Annotated in this window: 17 protein-coding genes and 1 pseudogene; 8 read left to right on the forward strand and 10 right to left on the reverse strand. The window is 62.1% G+C overall.

Annotated features, from left to right (window positions below; all coding sequences use genetic code 11):
- Positions 1-24 precede the first annotated feature (24 nt).
- Complete coding sequence (mgtA, locus tag JEY66_RS07385) at positions 25-2,628, reverse strand: magnesium-translocating P-type ATPase (RefSeq protein ID WP_018268709.1); 2,604 nt, start codon at positions 2,626-2,628, stop codon at positions 25-27.
- A 497-nt stretch (positions 2,629-3,125) separates the two neighbouring features.
- Here mgtA and JEY66_RS07390 point away from each other — a divergent pair, with 497 nt between their 5' ends.
- Positions 3,126-3,338 (forward strand): DUF6894 family protein, encoded by a 213-nt coding sequence (locus JEY66_RS07390; protein ID WP_018268708.1) that lies wholly within the window; start codon positions 3,126-3,128, stop codon positions 3,336-3,338.
- Positions 3,339-3,388: 50 nt separating this feature from the next.
- Here the strand turns inward: JEY66_RS07390 and JEY66_RS07395 are convergent, their stop codons facing one another.
- The gene (locus tag JEY66_RS07395) at positions 3,389-4,126 is read right to left on the reverse strand and encodes a CBS domain-containing protein (RefSeq protein ID WP_018268707.1); all 738 of its coding nucleotides are present in this window, start codon (positions 4,124-4,126) and stop codon (positions 3,389-3,391) included.
- 175 nt (positions 4,127-4,301) lie between these two features.
- Between JEY66_RS07395 and JEY66_RS07400 the strand changes: the two genes are divergently transcribed.
- Complete coding sequence (locus JEY66_RS07400) at positions 4,302-5,495, forward strand: OpgC domain-containing protein (RefSeq protein ID WP_018268706.1); 1,194 nt, start codon at positions 4,302-4,304, stop codon at positions 5,493-5,495.
- A gap of 29 nt (positions 5,496-5,524) precedes the next feature.
- Here JEY66_RS07400 and hemN read toward each other — a convergent pair whose 3' ends face one another.
- From hemN to JEY66_RS07425, 5 genes are all read right to left on the reverse strand, one after another.
- The gene (gene hemN, locus JEY66_RS07405; protein ID WP_026191790.1) at positions 5,525-6,877 is read right to left on the reverse strand and encodes an oxygen-independent coproporphyrinogen III oxidase; all 1,353 of its coding nucleotides are present in this window, start codon (positions 6,875-6,877) and stop codon (positions 5,525-5,527) included.
- A 53-nt stretch (positions 6,878-6,930) separates the two neighbouring features.
- Positions 6,931-7,608, reverse strand: a complete 678-nt coding sequence (locus JEY66_RS07410) for a helix-turn-helix domain-containing protein (protein WP_018268704.1) — start codon at positions 7,606-7,608, stop codon at positions 6,931-6,933.
- Between the two features lie 359 nt (positions 7,609-7,967).
- Positions 7,968-8,690, reverse strand: coding sequence for a CBS domain-containing protein (locus tag JEY66_RS07415; protein WP_018268703.1), 723 nt, complete (start codon positions 8,688-8,690; stop codon positions 7,968-7,970).
- 62 nt (positions 8,691-8,752) lie between these two features.
- Positions 8,753-9,076 carry a c-type cytochrome gene (locus JEY66_RS07420; protein WP_018268702.1) on the reverse strand — a complete coding sequence of 108 codons (324 nt, stop codon included), beginning with the start codon at positions 9,074-9,076 and terminating at the stop codon, positions 8,753-8,755.
- 47 nt (positions 9,077-9,123) lie between these two features.
- The gene (locus JEY66_RS07425; RefSeq protein WP_026191789.1) at positions 9,124-9,960 is read right to left on the reverse strand and encodes a universal stress protein; all 837 of its coding nucleotides are present in this window, start codon (positions 9,958-9,960) and stop codon (positions 9,124-9,126) included.
- A 162-nt stretch (positions 9,961-10,122) separates the two neighbouring features.
- Here JEY66_RS07425 and phbB point away from each other — a divergent pair, with 162 nt between their 5' ends.
- The 6 genes and pseudogenes from phbB to JEY66_RS07455 all read left to right on the forward strand — a co-directional run.
- The gene (gene phbB, locus JEY66_RS07430) at positions 10,123-10,848 is read left to right on the forward strand and encodes an acetoacetyl-CoA reductase (RefSeq protein ID WP_026191788.1); all 726 of its coding nucleotides are present in this window, start codon (positions 10,123-10,125) and stop codon (positions 10,846-10,848) included.
- A gap of 15 nt (positions 10,849-10,863) precedes the next feature.
- The gene (locus JEY66_RS07435) at positions 10,864-11,343 is read left to right on the forward strand and encodes a CBS domain-containing protein (RefSeq protein WP_038378749.1); all 480 of its coding nucleotides are present in this window, start codon (positions 10,864-10,866) and stop codon (positions 11,341-11,343) included.
- On the forward strand, positions 11,340-11,729 hold the full coding sequence (locus tag JEY66_RS07440) for a hypothetical protein (protein ID WP_018268698.1): 390 nt from the start codon (positions 11,340-11,342) through the stop codon (positions 11,727-11,729). Before JEY66_RS07435 ends, JEY66_RS07440 begins: the two co-directional genes overlap by 4 nt.
- Positions 11,726-13,540, forward strand: a complete 1,815-nt coding sequence (locus JEY66_RS07445; RefSeq protein WP_210291288.1) for a PHA/PHB synthase family protein — start codon at positions 11,726-11,728, stop codon at positions 13,538-13,540. The genes JEY66_RS07440 and JEY66_RS07445 overlap by 4 nt, the downstream gene beginning before the upstream one ends.
- Entirely contained in the window at positions 13,509-13,865 is a 357-nt protein-coding gene (locus tag JEY66_RS07450; RefSeq protein WP_018268696.1) for a hypothetical protein, read from the forward strand. The genes JEY66_RS07445 and JEY66_RS07450 overlap by 32 nt, the downstream gene beginning before the upstream one ends.
- Positions 13,850-14,616: pseudogene (locus JEY66_RS07455) on the forward strand (P-type ATPase actuator domain-containing protein); the annotation flags it as partial. The gene JEY66_RS07450 and the pseudogene JEY66_RS07455, both read left to right, overlap by 16 nt.
- A gap of 315 nt (positions 14,617-14,931) precedes the next feature.
- Here JEY66_RS07455 and JEY66_RS07460 read toward each other — a convergent pair.
- From JEY66_RS07460 to JEY66_RS07470, 3 genes are all read right to left on the reverse strand, one after another.
- Positions 14,932-15,177 carry a hypothetical protein gene (locus JEY66_RS07460; RefSeq protein WP_018268695.1) on the reverse strand — a complete coding sequence of 82 codons (246 nt, stop codon included), beginning with the start codon at positions 15,175-15,177 and terminating at the stop codon, positions 14,932-14,934.
- Between the two features lie 68 nt (positions 15,178-15,245).
- Positions 15,246-16,826 (reverse strand): bifunctional aminoglycoside phosphotransferase/ATP-binding protein, encoded by a 1,581-nt coding sequence (locus JEY66_RS07465; RefSeq protein ID WP_080586132.1) that lies wholly within the window; start codon positions 16,824-16,826, stop codon positions 15,246-15,248.
- Complete coding sequence (locus tag JEY66_RS07470) at positions 16,823-17,806, reverse strand: zinc-dependent alcohol dehydrogenase family protein (RefSeq protein ID WP_018268788.1); 984 nt, start codon at positions 17,804-17,806, stop codon at positions 16,823-16,825. The genes JEY66_RS07465 and JEY66_RS07470 overlap by 4 nt, the downstream gene beginning before the upstream one ends.
- Positions 17,807-17,838: the final 32 nt, after the last annotated feature.

A 17,838-nucleotide genomic window follows, 5' to 3' on the forward strand; every position in this document is an offset into this window, starting at 1 on the left:
CCACTAACGGGTAGCGTCTGTGGGTCATCCATTCAGTGCGGCATCGCTGACGGGATGTTGTCGTCTCAGCGCGACTTGACTCACCTGTGCTGCTGGGAGCGCAAGATGCTTTCCAGCCTCGGCCATGCCGAGGTAGCCGATCGTTATCAAAGTTATCGTTCCCAGGAGCACAGGCGGCAGGTTCGCGAAACCGAACAAGGAACCGGCCGGTCCCAGCGCCAGGAAAATGCCTGAAGCAAGCGCGCCAAGCGAGCCCAACGCCAGGATGCGATGCGGGTGGCTGGCGCGCCATGGCGGCCGCCGCGAGCGGATCAGGAAGATCACGAGGATTTGCGTAGCGATCGATTCCAGGAACCAGCCGGTCTGGAACGCGGCCGCGTCGGTGTGGAAGACCTTCAGGAGAAGGGTGAAAGTCGCGACGTCGAACAGGGATGAAATCGAGCCCATGACGAACGTGAACCGCAGGATATCCGCCATATTCCATGATTGGGGTCTCTCAGCATCCTCCTCATCGATCTCGTCGAATGGAATGCCGATCTCTGAGAGATCGTAGAGCAGGTTGTTCAGGAGGATCTGCAGCGGCAACAGCGGCAGGAACGGCAGGGCTATGGATGCCAGCGCCATCGATAGCATGTTGCCGAAATTCGAGCTGGTTCCCATCCGGATGTACTTCAGAATGTTGGCGAAGGTTCGTCGTCCCTCGATCACGCCCGCGCCCAGCACCGAGAGGTCCGGGGCCAGCAGGATCATATCCGCTGCCGCTCGTGCCACTTCGGTCGCGCCGGCGACGGAAATTCCGACATGGGCAGCGTGAATCGCCGGAGCGTCGTTGACGCCGTCGCCCATGAAGCCGACGACGTGACCGCGCTGACGCAGGGCTCGGATGATCCGTCGTTTCTGTTCGGGATCGATCCTGGCGAACAGGTCGACATCCCCGATTTGCGCGGCGAGCGCCTGATCGCTCAAATCGGCAATCTCGCCACCGGTCAAGATGCGACCCGAAGGTAGGCCGACGGCATCCGCGACATGCGCAACCACTGCAGCGTGATCTCCGGAGAGGACCTTGATGCCGACGCCGCGTGCCCGCAGCTCCCTGACCGAGTCGGCCGCATCGCGCTTGGGAGGGTCCGCGAAGGCGCAGAAGCCGACCAGCGTCAGGACAGCTTCGTCCTCGGTCGTAACATTGGTCTGATCCGGCGCCATGGTTCGGATGGCAACGCCGAGCAGCCGAAAGCCCTGCCGGGCATGATCGCCCTGCAGGCGAACGAGCTGGGCGCGGTGGCTGTCATCCAGCGGCCGGGCCAGCCCGTCGACCTCGACTGCAACCGCGCGGTCCATGATCGCTTCCGGCGCGCCCTTGACGATCAGGAATCGGTCGTTGTCCCGCGCCGCAAGGACCGAGAGGCAGCGCCGCTCGAAGTCAAACGGGATCTCGGCGAGCCGGGTCCAGGCGCTGCTGCCCGGCGGGTTGTCTGCGGCAAGTAGCGCCTCATCCAGCGGGCTGTGGATGCCGGTCTGGAAAGCACTGTTCAACCGAGCCAGCTCAAGCACCCGATCGCTGGGGCGTCCCGCTGGATCGAAATGGGCCGCGAGCGTGATCTTGGCTTCTGTCAGCGTGCCGGTCTTGTCTACACATAGCGTGTCCATAGCACCGAGATCGTGGATCGCGGACAGCCTCTTGACGATCACCTGTCGCTTCGCCATCCGCTGCGCTCCGCGTGCCAATGTCACCGTCATCACCATCGGCAAAAGCTCGGGTGTCAGGCCGACGGCCAGCGCGACAGCAAACAGGAATGATTCCATAGCCGGACGATGTGCCACGAGGTGGGCGAGCAACACGAACAGCGTCAAGAAAAGCGTCAGCTTGAGGATGAGCAAGCCAAGCTTCTGGACACCTTGCTCAAGGGCGCTTGGGGGATCGTTCGCCAGCAGCTCGGCGCTGATCATGCCGAAGCGCGTACGGCGGCCAGTCTCGACAACGAGCATGACCCCGTTGCCGCCGACAACGCTGGTGCCGGCGAACAGGGCATTGCTCGCTTCGGCGGGCAGACTGGTCGCGCACGGCTCGGTCGTCTTCGTGGCTGGAAACGGTTCACCCGTCATGAGGGCCTCGTTCAGCTGGAAATCGCGGGCCATAAGCGCGACCCCGTCGGCCGGCACGAGGTCGCCGGCCCGCAACTCCACGACGTCTCCGGGGACGAGTTTGCTGATCGGCAGCGCCACAGTTGCACCATCGCGAATGACATCGGCCTGGATCGCAACCGAGCGCCGCAAGGCATCGGCAGCGACTTCCGCGCGATGTTCCTGCAGGATGTCCAGCGTCAGCGACAGGCCCACCACTATCGTAATGATTACAAAGCTCGCGAGGTCGCCGCTGAACCCCGACACGGCCGCCGCCACGATCAGGATGGCAATCAGCGGGTTGACCAGACGATGTACGATCTTCTGCAGGATCGATCGCGTGCCTGATGGCTCTGCGAGGTTCGGGCCGATCCGGGCGAGCCGCTTTTCGGCCTCCTGTTGGCGTAGACCGCACCGTTCGGTGTCGAGACTGCGCAAGAGCGAATTGGTTGGCTCCCGCCAGAACGCTTCAACGGCTGGGCCATACGCAGACGGCTTGAGCGGCATGAGGATCTCGCGATGCTGGAAAGAATTGGCAAATTGTAGTGCGGCCGAATGGATCCGCCGTTGATGTGGCTCAAGCCCGCTCGCGGTTAGGGTAAAATCCTTTTGTCGATAACCAATTGATTAGACGTTGGAATCGCGAGGCCGAGCCGGGACCGGACAGCGCCGCGGCCGGTTGGCATGAGCCGGCACCGCCGATGGAAGGAGGAGACCATCCGCGGAATAAGGTCCGGGTCACGACGATGGGCACGCCAATAGGCGGCCATCGAGCGTCGGCGGCTTCAGGGGTCTCCGGCGCTCCCGCCTGCATCAGCAATCGAACGAGATCGATGGCGTCTCAGAGCGCGACAGAAAATCGCAAGCCGGATTGATGCAGGTCAAGTTCAATGCCGCAGCAGTCCGCTTTACTTCGGTTGCGCAGATTCCCCAACTGCGCTCAGCAGCCCACTGAAGCTGCCGGCTGTGGCAAGCTGGCAGCTTCTTTGGGCGGGGGCGGTTTGATGAGAACCTACTACTTCGACACGAAGGATGGTGTCCCGGTCCGTGATCGGATCGGACTTGAATTCGCGAGCGCCGCCGCCGCGATCACGCACAGCAAGCAAATGGCTAGCAAGATTCGTCGCGAGAATCCCTCTGGCGATGTCGATCGTCACGTTGTGGTCATCGACGAATCGGGCAAGGAAATTCACCGGGAAGCGATCTATCCCGCCTGAAAATTGGGCTGACGCTCGTTCTGGCGACACCAGGCGCCATAAGCGCGCCCCTACAAGGGCTGATCGTCTTCTGTCGAGGGTTCTTCCTCCAGCGAGACGAAGTCGCCGCCGCCATAGTCGTCCTCCGGCGGCGGGTAAGTAATCTTTACAAGTTGATCTTCAACGCGCTTCACGCCGGCGACGTTTTCCACAGCAACGATCGCGGCCTTGTGCGCATTGTCACTCTGGACGCTGCCGCGCAGGCTGACGATCCCGTCATTCACGCTGACGTTCAGCGCAGCGGGTCGCCAAGGCGCATGCGCAAGTGCCGCGACGACCGACGCACGGATCTGATCGTCACTGCCGGAAGCGGAAGACCATTCGAGGCGAAGCTTTGCGATGGCGGTCATGAAGTCTGTGCGCGTGACCATGCCGACCAGCTTGTTATCGCGCATGACCGGAAATCGCGTGACGCCGTGCGATTCCATGAGTTGGACGACCTGCTCGAGCGGTGTGTCCTCCTCGACGGTGATCGGCTTGGGCGACATGATCTGACTGACCTTGCGGCCGTGTTGGCGGGCGAAGTCGAGCGCGACCTGGTTCGTGCCCGCGAGCATCGCAAGCCAACGGCCGCGGCGCTTCTCCGTTCCGACTTCCACGCGCCGGATGAAATCTCCGTCCGACAGGATCCCGACGAGCGCTCCATCCCGATCGATGACAGGAAGGCCACTGATGTGATGCGACAGCATCGTCCTGATGGCATCGATCACCGATGCACCGGTATCGATTGAGATGACGTTCCGTGACATGATCTCCCGTACGTGCACGGCGTAGATCCTCCGACATGAGCTGACAAAACCCAGCTAACTCCTGGAAGGAACAATGCGTGTTGATCCTTATCAACCGGACGGTCGTGCAGTTGCGCTGATATCCAACTGGGCAGGCAAGCGAGTTTGCCAAGCCGACGATAGTTGGTGACGGTCCATGCTTTCTGATTGTTCGGTCGGCCGCCTGAATGGCGGGAATGTTCACCGAAACTTCGCGCCCCTGACGGTTCATCCGGGGAAGGACGACAGCGTGTCTCTGGACCGCGATCTCCGGCTGGATCTGTGCCGAGGTCTTGCTCTCTGGTGCATCTTCCTCGATCATATTCCCAACAATGTCTTCAGTTGGTTGACCCTGCGCCATTACGGCTTCAGCGATGCCACAGAGGTCTTCATGTTCGTGTCCGGCGTGACCTGTGCACTGAGCTATAGCGGTGTCCGCCGTCGCGACGGATGGGCCTCAGTCTTCGCGCATACGTTGCTGCGAAGCTGGGAGATCTATGCGGCCTTCCTCATCCTGACCCTAGCGCTTGCCGTGGTCGTGTATGGCTCGGGTAGCGATCAACTGGCGGACCAAGCCAACGTGAAGATCCTGCTGCAGAAGCCAGGTGCGGCGCTGGCCCATGCCGCCATCCTGATGTATCGCCCCGTGAATACCGATGCCCTGCCGACCTTCGTGCTGTTTCATCTGTCGTTTGCGCCTGTTCTCTGGGGAGTATTGAAGTTTCCCAACATTTCCCTGCTGATCTCCGCGGTCATCTATGCACTGGTCCAATTGTACGGCTGGAACTTGCCGGAGTGGCCGGTCAATCAGTGGTACTTCAACCCGCTTGCCTGGCAGTTCTTGGTCGTCATTGGGGCGTGGTGGGTGACGCAGGGCTACCGAATATTCGGGCGCGGCATCGTCTCGCAGCCTGTCGTCGTAACTGCGATAGCGTACCTCGGTGTTAGTCTCGTGATCACATTGAGCTGGGAGATCGAGCCACTGGCAGCCGCGATTCCGAGCTACATTGCGCGCCTGATCTATCCGATCGACAAGACGGATCTCGATCCGCTGCGGCTCCTGCATTTCCTGGCGATCGCCATCGTCGTAGCGAGGTTCGTGCCGCCGAATTGGCGGGCATTTGCCAGGGGCGACCTGAAGGGCGCAATTCGCTGTGGCGAGCGTTCGCTGGAGATTTATTGTGCAGCCGTCGTGCTGTCGCTGCTGGCAGGCGTTTATCTCACCGAGGTGTCCAACAGCATCACGGCACAGTTCGCGGTAAGCGCTGCAGGGATCGCGTTGCTCGTTCTGCTTGCGACATGCGTGACCTGGATCAGCAAGCGCAGCAGGCAACATCCGAAGCTGCTCTAAAGGGGCGAGCCGCCCGCCACGGTCGCAACTTAGACCGCTCGGCTATGCCTAGCCGTGGCGCGACCTAAGTGAGCGTCGAATGCCGAAGCGACGTTGCGGACCAGGAATTCCGCGTCATCGTTGATCAGGAGGCGGTCGCCCCGCATCGTCACGGCGCCGTCCGCGATCAGGCTGTCGAGCCGGTACCGATCTACGACGGCCGAACTCGGGTCCCAGCGGTGCCGGCGGCATATTTGCGGCAGGTCGACGGCCATGTCGCACATGATGCGCTCGATGATGTCGGCACGGAAGCGATCCTCCGCCGTCAGCATGTAGCCCCTGACAGTGGCAAGCCGGTCCTCGGCGATGCGTGCAAGGTAGTCGCGTGTCGCAACTGCGTTCTGCACGAAGCCCTGCGGCATGCGGCCGATTGCGCTGGCGCCGAGGCCTATCAGGGTCTCGGCAGAATCGTCCGTATAACCCTGGAAGTTACGCCGCAGCCGGCCCTCGCGCTTTGCGATGGCCAGATTGTCGCCGGGGAGCGCGAAATGGTCGAGGCCGATGCGGATGTATCCGGCATCGGTCAGCGCTTCCGCGATTGCCTCGGACTGACGATGCCGTTCGAGGCTATCCGGCAGCGACGCTTCGTCGATCATGCGCTGGTGCTTCTTGAAGGAGGGAATATGGGCGTATCCGAAGACGGAAAGCCGGTCGGGCCGCAGCGCGACGCATGTTTCGACGGTATCTAGGCAGGAAGCGACAGTCTGAGCGGGGAGGCCGTAGAGCAGGTCGAAGTTGATGCGGCCGACGCCGGCGCCGCGCAGCCGCTCGACCGCTTCCGCGGTCTGCTCAAGGCTCTGTGACCGATTGATGGCGTGCTGCACGGCAGGATCGAAGCTCTGGACGCCAAGGCTCGCGCGGTTGACGCCGCTGAAGCCCAATGCTTCCGCCATCGGCTCGGTCAGGGTGCGGGGATCGATCTCGACGGCGATCTCGGCGTCCGCCTGCACGAAGAACGAGTAGCGCAACGCGCTGACGAGATCGGCAAAGGTCTCGGGCGTCATGATCGTCGGGGTGCCGCCACCGAAATGGATATGGGAGACGGGCAATCGCACACCGACCGTTTCCGCAACGAGGTGCGCTTCGGTGCGAAGACCGGCGGCGTAAATGGCTATCGGTTCGTCGAGCCTGGTGATCGAGGTGTGGCACCCGCAGTACCAGCACATCGACCGGCAAAACGGCACATGCAGGTAGATCGAGGCCGGCCGCCGAGCTGGAACCGACCTGAGCCATGCCCGGTAATCAGCCTCGCCGACCGACGCAGAAAAATGCGGAGCCGTGGGGTAGCTGGTGTAGCGCGGTAGCCTGTCCTGCCCATAGGTATTTGCCAGGCTCGACCGCATTGGATTTCCTTGCCTCTCACTCGCCGCCGATCATCGGAGCCTGGCTCGCGCTCTCACGCCGCCATGATCCGGTTCGACATCGCACGGTTGCGAAGTTCTACCCGACGCGAGGTCGGAAGCGAGATCACGCCGTTCTGCTCAAGCTGGGTGAAGGTGCGCGACACCGTTTCGATCGTCAGACCGAGATAGTCGGCGATATCCTGCCGCGACATCGGAAGCTCGATGGCGGCGTTCTTGACGGTGCGGTGGGCCATGTCGTGGAGGAAGCCGATGACGCGATCTTCGGCGCTGCAGATCAGCAGCATCAGATGCTCCTGGAAGCGCCGCAATTCCTGGGCCGTTGCATCCCACAGCTGCCTTGCCAGATCCTTTTCGTGTGTCGCGCGGACCATGAGCGCGGCGCGCTTCACCACAATGACCCGCGTCTCGGAGACGGCCTCGGCCGAGGAGATGTGGGTCTCGCCAGCCTCGAAGCCGAAGATATCGCCGGGCAGATAGAAAGCGCCGATCTGGCGACGTCCGTCTTCCAGGATCTTGTAGGTTCGGACCGCGCCGGAAACGACCTGATAAAGGTATTCCGAGGCCTCGTCCTCGCCGTAGATCTCGCTGTTGCGTGCGAACCGCATCGGCATCCCGATCATGCCAAAAGGCCCTTCAACGCGCGCCTGCCGGGTGAGGATGCTGGTCGGGTGACGGCTGCTTTCGAGAGAGATGGTGTTCTGGGTCTGCATGGCGACGCTCCATGGATGGGAAGATCGATGGAGGCAGATTGGCCGCATCTTCTGGATCGGGAAATTTGGATATTTCCCCTAAGTAGAAGCCACTTACGTATTTATACGTAGGTGTCGGACAAAGTGGCCCGCGCCGAGACGTCGGTCGCCCGGCGCGCCGCTCAAAAGGAGAGGCTAGGGACCTTTCCTGTCGGGATAGGCAGCGCGTGTGCTGGCTCCATTCCCGTCTCGTTCCCGAAGCCAGCGCGTCGTGCTGCGATCAGTCACGGCGAGCACGAGCGCAAAGATCGCGAAGATGAGACAGACGGCTGTGACGACAAGCAGCGTACTCATTGCCATGTTTGGACTCCTCGATCCGATCAGCTAGCCGCCTTGACGTCTTCCGGCGATTCCACGTAGTAGCCCGAGTAACCGTCGACGAAGCAGAGATGATCGTGGACTTCCTTGACGCCCGAGGTGTTCTCGGCGAGCACGATTGCGGCCTGGCGCGCGCGGTCATCAAAAATCAGGCCGTGCAGATGCACGGCGCCGTTGCGCACCCAGACCTGGAAGCCGGCGGGACGCCAACCAGTGGCGTTGATCTCGCGCAGGATCCGTTCACGGATATGGCTGTCGTCAGCGGTCGGGTCGGGAACATCGCGCGCCAGCGATGCGACAGCCTGCAGGATATCCGCCCGGGTGACGATTCCGACCATGGTCTTGCCGTTCACAACTGGCACCCGTTTCACGCCATGCTTGTGCATCAGATGCACGATCTCGTCGAGCGGCGTCTGCTCGTCGACCGTAATCGGATTGGTCCTCATGACATCCTCGACCTTGCGACCGCGTTCGTGCACGAAATCGGTCGCGGCACGACCCACACCGGTGAACAGTTCCAGCCATGCCGAGCGCTTGTGTCCTGTGCCGATCTCGCTGCGTTCCAGGAAATCTCCCTCGGACACCATGCCCCTGAGCGTGCCGTCTTCGTCCATCACCGGCAGACCGCTGAGGTGGCACCGCAGCATAATGTTGGCCGCATCCAGGATCTTGGTGTGCGGACTGACGGCGATGATATGCTTGGTCATGATCTGATGCGCGCGCATGTCGGACCTCCGTGTTGAAGCTTGAAGAATGAGACTTTATGCGTTCCGCGCATTGACCTGGCTCAACGGTCTGCTTGGCCTCGCTCGAGGGATTTCAAGAACAGAATGAAGTCGCCCACCTGGTCCGGCTCGAAGCTGAACTGGGGCATGGTCGGATGGCCGGTGACGATTCCCTCCGCCAGCGATTCCTGCAGCATCTCGACCGGATAACGTTCGTGCAATGTCCGGAACGGAGGTGCTATCCTCAACGGGCTCGGGCTCACCCGGTCGATTGCATGGCAGCGGGCGCAGTAGAGCTGTGCAAGGCGACGGCCTTGTTCCTGGTCCGCGGCGGCTGGAGTCAGCGCGGCGCAGATCGTACCGATGATGACGAAGCCACAGGCCACATGGCTCCGAAATGTTCTGGCGGAATGCTTCACAATTAGGCTCGCGCTTAGTGAGACATCAGGACCGGAACGGTCATTGCGCGCAGCATGTCGCGCGTCACGCCGCCGAGCAGGGTTTCCTGCAGGCGGGAGTGGCCGTATCCGCCCATCACCAGAAGGTCGAGGCTCTCGTCCGCCGCGATCGACAGCAGGATCGACTGAACCTCGGACTTGGACGCCGGCAACGACGCGATCTTGGCCGGAAGCCCCTCCTTTGCAAGATAGCGCACGAGATGGTCGGTGGAGCATTCTGCGGGGATCGGATCAACGCCATCGATGGTGATGACGGCGAGAGCATCGGCTGCGCGCAGCAGCGGCATTGCATCGTGCAGGGCGCGGGCGGCAAGCCGGCTGCCGTCCCAGCAGATCCCGATTCGCTTCGCCGAAAATGCGCCATGGAACGTGTAGGGCATGAACAGGACGGGACCGCCGGCCTGGAACAATAACTCCCGCGGGATCACGTTGTCGTAGCTGTTGTATTCGCCCAGAGGTTGCACCGCCACGGTCAGGTCATGCAGTCGCGCGCTCGCGCAGATCATCTCCCGAGCATCGATGGGAAGCGCACCCACGGCGCGGGTCGCGTAGGATATCCCCGCATTCCGTGCCTCGATATCGAAGACGCGCAGTGCAACCTCGGCGCGTTCGAGGGCCTGCTCATGTTCGGCCTCGAACAGGGAGGCGACCGCCGCACCGCCTTCAACGACGAACGGTACGCTGGCGGTCTCGTAGCCGATCGCCATTGCGTCGAGATGCGCGCCCGTGCCGAGCGCGAGCGAGACCGATCCGTCGACCGCGGGACGCGGCGACAGCTCCGTCGGAATGTGGACCAGGATGTTCTTGAACATGACCATTCTCCAAAGGGGTGGAAGCGCACTTGCCATCAGAGCACGGGTCGAGGCGCACCAATTTGATCTGCCTCATGCGCGTTAGCGGAATTTGATTGAGCGAGATCAATTCATCGCGCGTGTACTTCGCGCAAATGTTGCTCTCAGCTTAGAGGAGCCGGCATGGCGCGCGTCGCATTGGTTACGGGTGGGAGCAGAGGAATTGGCGCAGCGATCTCGCGTGCCCTCGCTGCCATCGGATGCCGGGTTGCGGCCTGCTATGCTGGAAATGCGGAGGCCGCGCGGTCGTTTCAGGATCAGACCGGAATTCCCGTATTCCAGTGGGATGTCGCGAACTTCCAGGCCTGTGCAGCCGGTATCAGCGAGGTGGAGGCGGCGCTGGGCCCGATCGACATCTTGGTCAACAACGCCGGTATCGTGCGCGACGCCACACTGCATCGAATGACCAAGCTGCAATGGAACGCGGTCATCCGGACCGATCTCGATTCGCTGTTCAACATGTGCCGGCCCCTCATCGAGGGCATGCGGGCGCGCAAGTTCGGGCGGATCATCAACATCTCGTCCATCAATGGGCAGAAGGGCCAGATCGGCCAGACCAACTATGCAGCGGCGAAGGCCGCCGAACTCGGCTTCACGCGCGCACTGGCGCTCGAAAGCGCGCGGTTCGGGATCACGGTCAACGCGATCTGTCCGGGCTACATCAATACCGAGATGCTGGCCGCGGTGCCGGCCGATGTCATGCAGAACTCCATTCTGCCGCAGATCCCTGTCGGACGGCTGGGACAGCCGGAAGAAATTGCGCGTGCCGTCGCGTTTCTTGCCGCCGACGAAGCAGGGTTCATCACCGGATCGACGCTGTCGATCAACGGCGGCCAATACATGTGTTGAAGAGGAGGAATGACAATGCTCGCAACCGATGTGATGCGTAGTTCATTCGCGACGATTAAGCCGACTGCTACCGTGCTCAATGCCGTCGAGCTGCTGCTTGAGACCGATCAGCGCGGCCTGCCGGTAATCGACGACGCCGGCGACCTCGTCGGCATGGTTTCGGAGGGCGATTTTCTTCACCGCGATGAGCTGGACATCAGCCCGCCGTCCGGAAACTGGCTGGAGTCGCTGCTTGGCATTGCGGAGAACACACCCGAACGCGAGCGTATGCGCACGCTGCAGGTGGCCTCGCTCATGAGTGGCTCTCCGATCACCGTCGATGTCGAGGCATCGATCGAGGACGTTGTCGCGCAGATGGATATCTACAATGTTGCCCAGATTCCGGTGCTCGGCGCCGGAACCGTCGTCGGCATTGTCAGCCGCAGGGAGTTGCTTGTGGCATTGGCGCGCCGATTGAGAGAATCAGAGAAAGCAAATACCGGAGCTACGTCATGAACGAGATGACCCAGCAGTCACATGCGCACGCGGTCGTTTGGATCGATCACCTTGTTGCGAAGGTTTTCGGCATCGGCCTGACAGGCGTCAGCGCGACGGCCGTCCATGCACATTTGGCGTCGGAGCATCTGCATCACAAGGCGAATACGATCGGCGACGGTCGCGTCCAGGCCGATGCGACATTTCTTGCCAGGGTGAGCGAGGCCGTAAGCGGTTGCAGCGATTTGCTCGTCATCGGTCCGGGTATCGAGAAGGCCGAGCTGACGCAATATCTCAAGGCGGAGCGGCCCGACCTCAACTTGCATGTTGGGCCGAGCGATCATCCGACCGATGCGGAAATCGTGGCGCTGGGTCGGAAGCGGTTCCGCCTCGGAGGTGAGCGATGACAGTCCAGGCAGTTCTCGACAAGCCCGCATCTCCTGCTAACGACGATGTGACGGGGGACGGAACGCCTGCTTCAGTGCAGCCCGCGAACGAGCCATTGACGGGTACCGAATCGCTCGACCAACTCGTCCACGCGGCGATAGCGCGATGGACCGGCGGACTTTCACCGGCCGGCCTTGCGCTCGCCTTCGCCGATTGGCAACTCCATCTGGCAGCCTCACCCGGTAGACGGCTTCAGTTGGCCCTGAGCGGGGTTGCTGATGCTGCGCGCTTCGCGCGCATGGTGTCGACGCCGCATGCGGCCTGGCAGCCTTGGTATATGGTCAAGCCTCAGCCAGGTGACAACCGATTTGCCGGCCAAGACTGGACATTACCGGCCTTCAACGTCATGGCGCAGGCGTTCCTGCTGGCAGAGCAATGGTGGCATTCCGCGACCAGCGGCCTGCACGGGGTCTCGAAAGCAAATGCAGCGGTCGTGGATTTCACGGTCAGGCAATGCCTCGACGTCGTTGCGCCGTCCAACTTTGCGTTCAGCAACCCCGAGGTGCTGCGCGAGGCGATGGATTCGGGTGGCGGCAACTTCGTGTCGGGCTGGCATAACTGGCTGGAGGATTGCCGGGACCTGATGATCGCCAAGCCGCTCGGGCCCGCTCCGTTTGTTGTCGGCAAGGACGTTGCTGCGACCAAGGGCAAGGTTGTCTACCGCAATGAGCTGATCGAACTCATCCAATACGCGCCCGCAACAGCCGACGTTTGCCCCGAGCCGGTGCTGATCGTGCCGGCATGGATCATGAAGTATTACATCCTCGATCTCTCGCCGCAGAATTCGCTCGTCCGATTCCTGGTCGAGCGTGGCTTCACCGTGTTCATGATCTCGTGGCGGAATCCGGGACCAGCTGATCGCGACCTCGGCCTCGATGATTATCGCAAGCTTGGGGTCGACGCTGCGATCGACGCGATCAATCAACTCGTGCCTGAACGCGCAATCCACGCAACGGGCTATTGCCTCGGTGGCACGCTGCTCGCAATTGCAGCTGCTCGTCTGCAGAAGGAGCGGCCCGGCTGCCTGCGCTCGGTGACACTCTTGGCGGCTCAGGTCGATTTCACCGATGCAGGCGAGCTGACGCTCTTCATCAATGAGAGCCAAGTTGCGTTCCTGGAGGACATGATGCGGCAGCGCGGCGTGCTCGAGACGGCGCAGATGGCCGGAGCGTTCCAGTTGCTGCGGTCGAACGACATGATCTGGTCGCGCCTGGTTCGCGACTATCTCATGGGCGAGCGTGCCGCACCGAGCGACCTGATGTCATGGAACGCGGACGCGACCCGCATGCCCTACCGGATGCATTCGGATTATCTGCGCAAGCTGTTTCTCAACAACGATCTTGCCGAGGGCCGCTATTTGGCGGACGGGCAGCCGGTGGCACTTTCCGACCTTCGCGTCCCGATGTTCGTGGTCGGCACCGTACGCGATCACGTCGCGCCCTGGCGGTCGGTTCACAAGATTCACCTGTTGGCCGATGCCGATATCGCCTTTGTGCTGGCGAGCGGCGGCCATAACGCCGGCATCGTTGCTCCGCCGTCCGAGGAGGGGCACAGCTATCAATTGTTGGAGAAAAATGCGGATCAACCCTATGTCGGGCCCGACGAGTGGCTGCGCAAGGCGGTGAATCGCGACGGATCCTGGTGGCTGGAGTGGGTTCGCTTCCTCACGGCGCGTTCCGGTGCGTGGGTGCCGGCGCAGTCGGCGCTTCACGCGCCGGAGGGTGAAGCGCCGCTCGAGGATGCGCCAGGCCGGTATGTCCTGCAGCATTGAGCTGCCGGCAGGGGTGCTCGGGCAGCTTGATCTGCCGCAACTTCTCAACGGTGCGAACCGCTACGGTAAACTGCGCCGCACCAGCAGGATCGAGTATCCAGCTGGGCATGCCTTGCCTAGGAAGCTTCAAACGGCGTTGTGCCAGCAGGAGAGAGCCATGAGCGTCATCCTTCGCATCCTCTTCGTCCTCGCGGGATCTATCACCGCGTTCTTCGTTGCGCGGGATTCTCTGAACTTTGACATCATACAGACATTTGTGGCCATTCTGCTCGTTACCGCGCTCTTGCTGGGTGGAAGCGTCTGGAGCCTATTGCGGAAGACGTGAGCGCCACAGACCTCGCAGGAGTAAGTGAAGCCGAAGCGACGGCCCGGCTTCGGGTCGAGGGGCACAACGAGCTTCCGAGTCCTGAACGGCGCACTCCCATACGTATCGCGTTGGACGTGCTGCGCGAGCCCATGCTCGCGCTGCTTCTGAGCGGCGGACTGATCTACCTCTTGCTTGGTGATCTCCAGGAGGCACTCCTGCTCCTTGGCTTCGGCGCCATGTCGATCGTGATCACGATCGTGCAGGAGACACGAACCGAACGCGTGTTAGAAGCCTTGCGCGACCTGACCAGTCCGCGGGCCCTCGTGATGCGGGATGGAGTACGCCGGCGTATCGCCGGCTGGGACGTCGTCCGAGGCGACCTCATCATCCTTGGCGACGGTGATCGCGTGCCAGCCGACGCTGTGCTCCTCGACGATCATGATCTGCAGGTCGACGAGTCCCTGCTGACAGGCGAGTCGGTACCCGTTCGCAAGCAGGTGGTCGAGACGGACGCCGTGGCCGAGCATCGGCCGGGCGGCGACGATCAGCCGTTCGTGTATTCCGGCTCGCTCGTCGTGCGGGGCGAGGCGCCGCCCGGGTCACGTCCACCGGACCGCGAAGCGAGATCGGAAGGATCGGAGCGTCTCTGCGCACGCTGCAAGCGGAGCCGCCACGCCTTCAACAGCAGACAGCGAGGGTGGTGCGGCTTTGCTTTTTCGGCGGCGCTGCGATCTTCCGGCCGAACCTGGCGCTGGCGGTAATCTTGCTTTCAATCGCAGGCGCTCTCGGGACCGCACTGCTCTGGCCTCCGGCGTCCAGCTTGTTCCGTTTCGGTCCCCTTCATCCGGACGATCTGATGATCGCGCTCGGACCGGGAGTGGTGATGCTGGTGGTGCTTGAGCTGCTCAAGCCACTCTGGCGCCGGCGACTGAGATCCTAGCCGGCGGAAACGTTGAAGTGCGCCTGAAAGGTGATGACTGGGTGCCTGCCTTGCGAGGAGCACGTCGGTAGCGGTGTTCCTACGCCGAGGGCCGGCTCCGAAGAGCCGGCCTTGGAGGTATGGCAGGCACGAGCAGCGCGCGTTCTAGCGGATTGTGACATCCCGGTTGGTGAAAGTCATCAACAGCAATGACAGTCCGGATGCCGCCGCCACGAACGCTGCGGTCCATGCCAGCGCAGTGACTACGAACGCCGCCTCCAAGCGCCAAGCTAGAAGCGGCTCGGTCGAGGCAAGCGGAATGGCATTGGGGAAGAAGTAGTTGTAGACTAGAACAAGTGCTACCGTTGAGATGACGCTTCCGGCAAGAAGAAGGCTCAATGCGCGTTTCATGACATTCTCCTGTCTGGGCGGGAGAATGCTGACAGGTTTCCGTCGATCGACCAATTCCGGATGTTTCCTTAGGGGGTATTCCGCCGATTTGAATGGAAAGGTGCGTCTGGCAGGCAGGGCATGCTGCGCTGGAGAGTGGCGGCAGGTGAGCCTGATGCGTCGATGAGTTGCCAATCGATATGGCCAGTCTCGATGCTCTCCTGGCTCAGAACGACGCCAGCCGTTGCATCCGAAGCGTCGTGTTGCCGTGAGGCGACGCGTCGCAGCCGGATGGCTTGATCGGCGGTCAGGAACAATCCACGGAATTTCACCTTGGCATTGCGGGCGGCGGCTCGTGCGGCATCGCGCTCCGCTTGCTTCAAGAATGCCGCGTCGAGAACAACGGAAATCCCCTGAGCCAAGACGCGTTTGGCTCGGTCGAGCATGGCTTGATAAACGCGGTCGGATGCTTCGGGAGTGTAGGTCTCCGGCGGTAACGTGGCGTGCTCCGCGACGTGATAGAGCTGCTTGCGAATGACATCCGATCGCAGAACCAGGGCGCCCGGGGGGGGCGCGATCAGACGCGCCATGTCGCGCGCCAGCACGCTCTTGCCGGTACCGGACTTACCGCCAACTGCAATCAAGCGGGGCGGCTCCGGTTCAATCAGCTGGCGAGCAAGCTCGAAATAACGCCTCGCTTGGGCGGCGATCGCTTGATCAAGCTGGTGTTGCCGTGCCTTGGTGAAGAGCACATTGGCCCGGATCGCTGCGCGCATCGACAGGAACAATGGCAGCAAACACAACGCCCTCGATTGCGTGTCCCAGGATGTCTGCATGTAGCTATTGAACAGCCTGTTAGCCACGGTCTCGCGTCTGAAGTACAGCAGGTCCATCAGTGGAAATGCGAGGTCGTAGAGGACGTCGGTCGTCGCGATATCGGGGTCGAACTCGATCGCATCGAATAGAACGGGCTCGCCGTCGAGCAGAACGATGTTTCCGAGATGCGCGTCGCCATGACAGTGCCGGACTTGCCCCGCGGCGGCGCGGAGGCGCAGGAGTTCAAGATGCCGAGCAAGAGATCGATGGCTCAACTCGTGCAGTTCATCGATCGTCCTGCAGGAAAGAGCTGAATCAGTGCGAAACTGCTCGGTATTGCGATCGATGATGCCGGGGAGTGACGTAAGCCAATGCGATCCATCGCACCCTATCAATTCTCGATGGGATTGCAGCAGGATAGTGGCCAGTTTCTCGCCCAGCTCCGGCGGGATTGCGTCCTGCTCCGCGAGATGATCGAGTGTCTTGTTTTCGTCGAACCGAGCCATTTCGACGGCCCATTCGACAACCGGTCCGACCCCTCCGATCGCAAGACCATCGCGTCCGCGCGTGATCGGAACTACCCCGCGATAGATGGAAGGGGCGTGGCGTTTGTTGACGGCAATCTCATCCTCGCAAGCGCACCGCCGCTTCTCCAGGGTCGAGAAGTCGAGATAAGGCAGCTTGACTGCTCGCTTGATCTTCAGGACGCGCGAAGGTTCGAGAAAAACGATCGAACAATGGGTGTCGATCCGCTGTACCGGCGCGTTCGGCTGGCCAGATCCGGCTAGGAACGACAATACGGCGGCCTGGCCGGTCTCGCCTGTGGCAGCCCCGGTTGATGAGGCCGTCATCATGGCTTCAAGACGGCTGCGCCGACGAGCTTGCCGTCCCGCAAGCGCGCAAGTGCTTCATTCGCCTGGTCCAGGGGAAAGATGGTGACGTGGGTCCGGATTCCGGCCCTTGCCGCGGTCTTGAGAAAGTCGACGCCATCCTGTCGCGTCAGGTTGGCAACGGAAACGATCTGTCGCTCACCCCAGAGGATGTCGTAGGGAAAGCTCGGGATATCCGACATGTGAATGCCGGCACAGACCACCCGTCCGCTCTTGCGCAGCGCGCGCAGCGCAAGCGGGACAAGCGGCCCGGCCGGGGCATAGATGATCGCGGCATCAAGCTCGGCCGGCGGCCGGTCTTCCGAAGCACCTGCCCAGCAAGCGCCGAGCGATAATGCCAGGTGCTGGGCCTCGGTGTCGCCCGCGCGGGTGAAAGCATACACATCGCGCCCCTGCCAGCGTGCCACTTGCGCGACGATATGCCCCGCCGCGCCAAAGCCATAAATACCAAGCTTGCGGCCGTCGCCGGCCATCACCAGGGAGCGCCAGCCGATCAGGCCGGCGCACAGCAGGGGTGCAAGCTCGGCATCCTCGCCGTCTTCGCCGAGCGGAAAGCAGTAACGCGCGTCTGCCACCAGGTGTGTGGCAAAGCCGCCGTCCCGGGTGTAGCCGGTGAACAGGGGGGCGTCGCAGAGGTTTTCCTTGCCCTCCCGGCAGTAGGGACAACGCCCGCAGGTCGATCCGAGCCAGGGCACGCCGACGCGTGCACCGAGATGCAGACCATCCACGCTTTCACCGATCGCGTCGATACGGCCAACCACCTCATGGCCGGGAACGATCGGATAGGCGATGTCGGGCAGTTCTCCGTCGACGACATGCAGGTCAGTACGGCAAACGCCACACGCATTGATCTTGACGCACACCTCGCCCGGGCCGGGAATCGGGTCGGGCCGCTCGGTATATTGCAGCCGTGCGCCGCGCGCGGGCAGAATCATGGCGTGCATGGCGGAAACTCGCTTTGGGTCTGTGCTCCTCT

The organism is Bradyrhizobium elkanii USDA 76, from assembly GCF_023278185.1.
Classification (GTDB): domain Bacteria; phylum Pseudomonadota; class Alphaproteobacteria; order Rhizobiales; family Xanthobacteraceae; genus Bradyrhizobium; species Bradyrhizobium elkanii.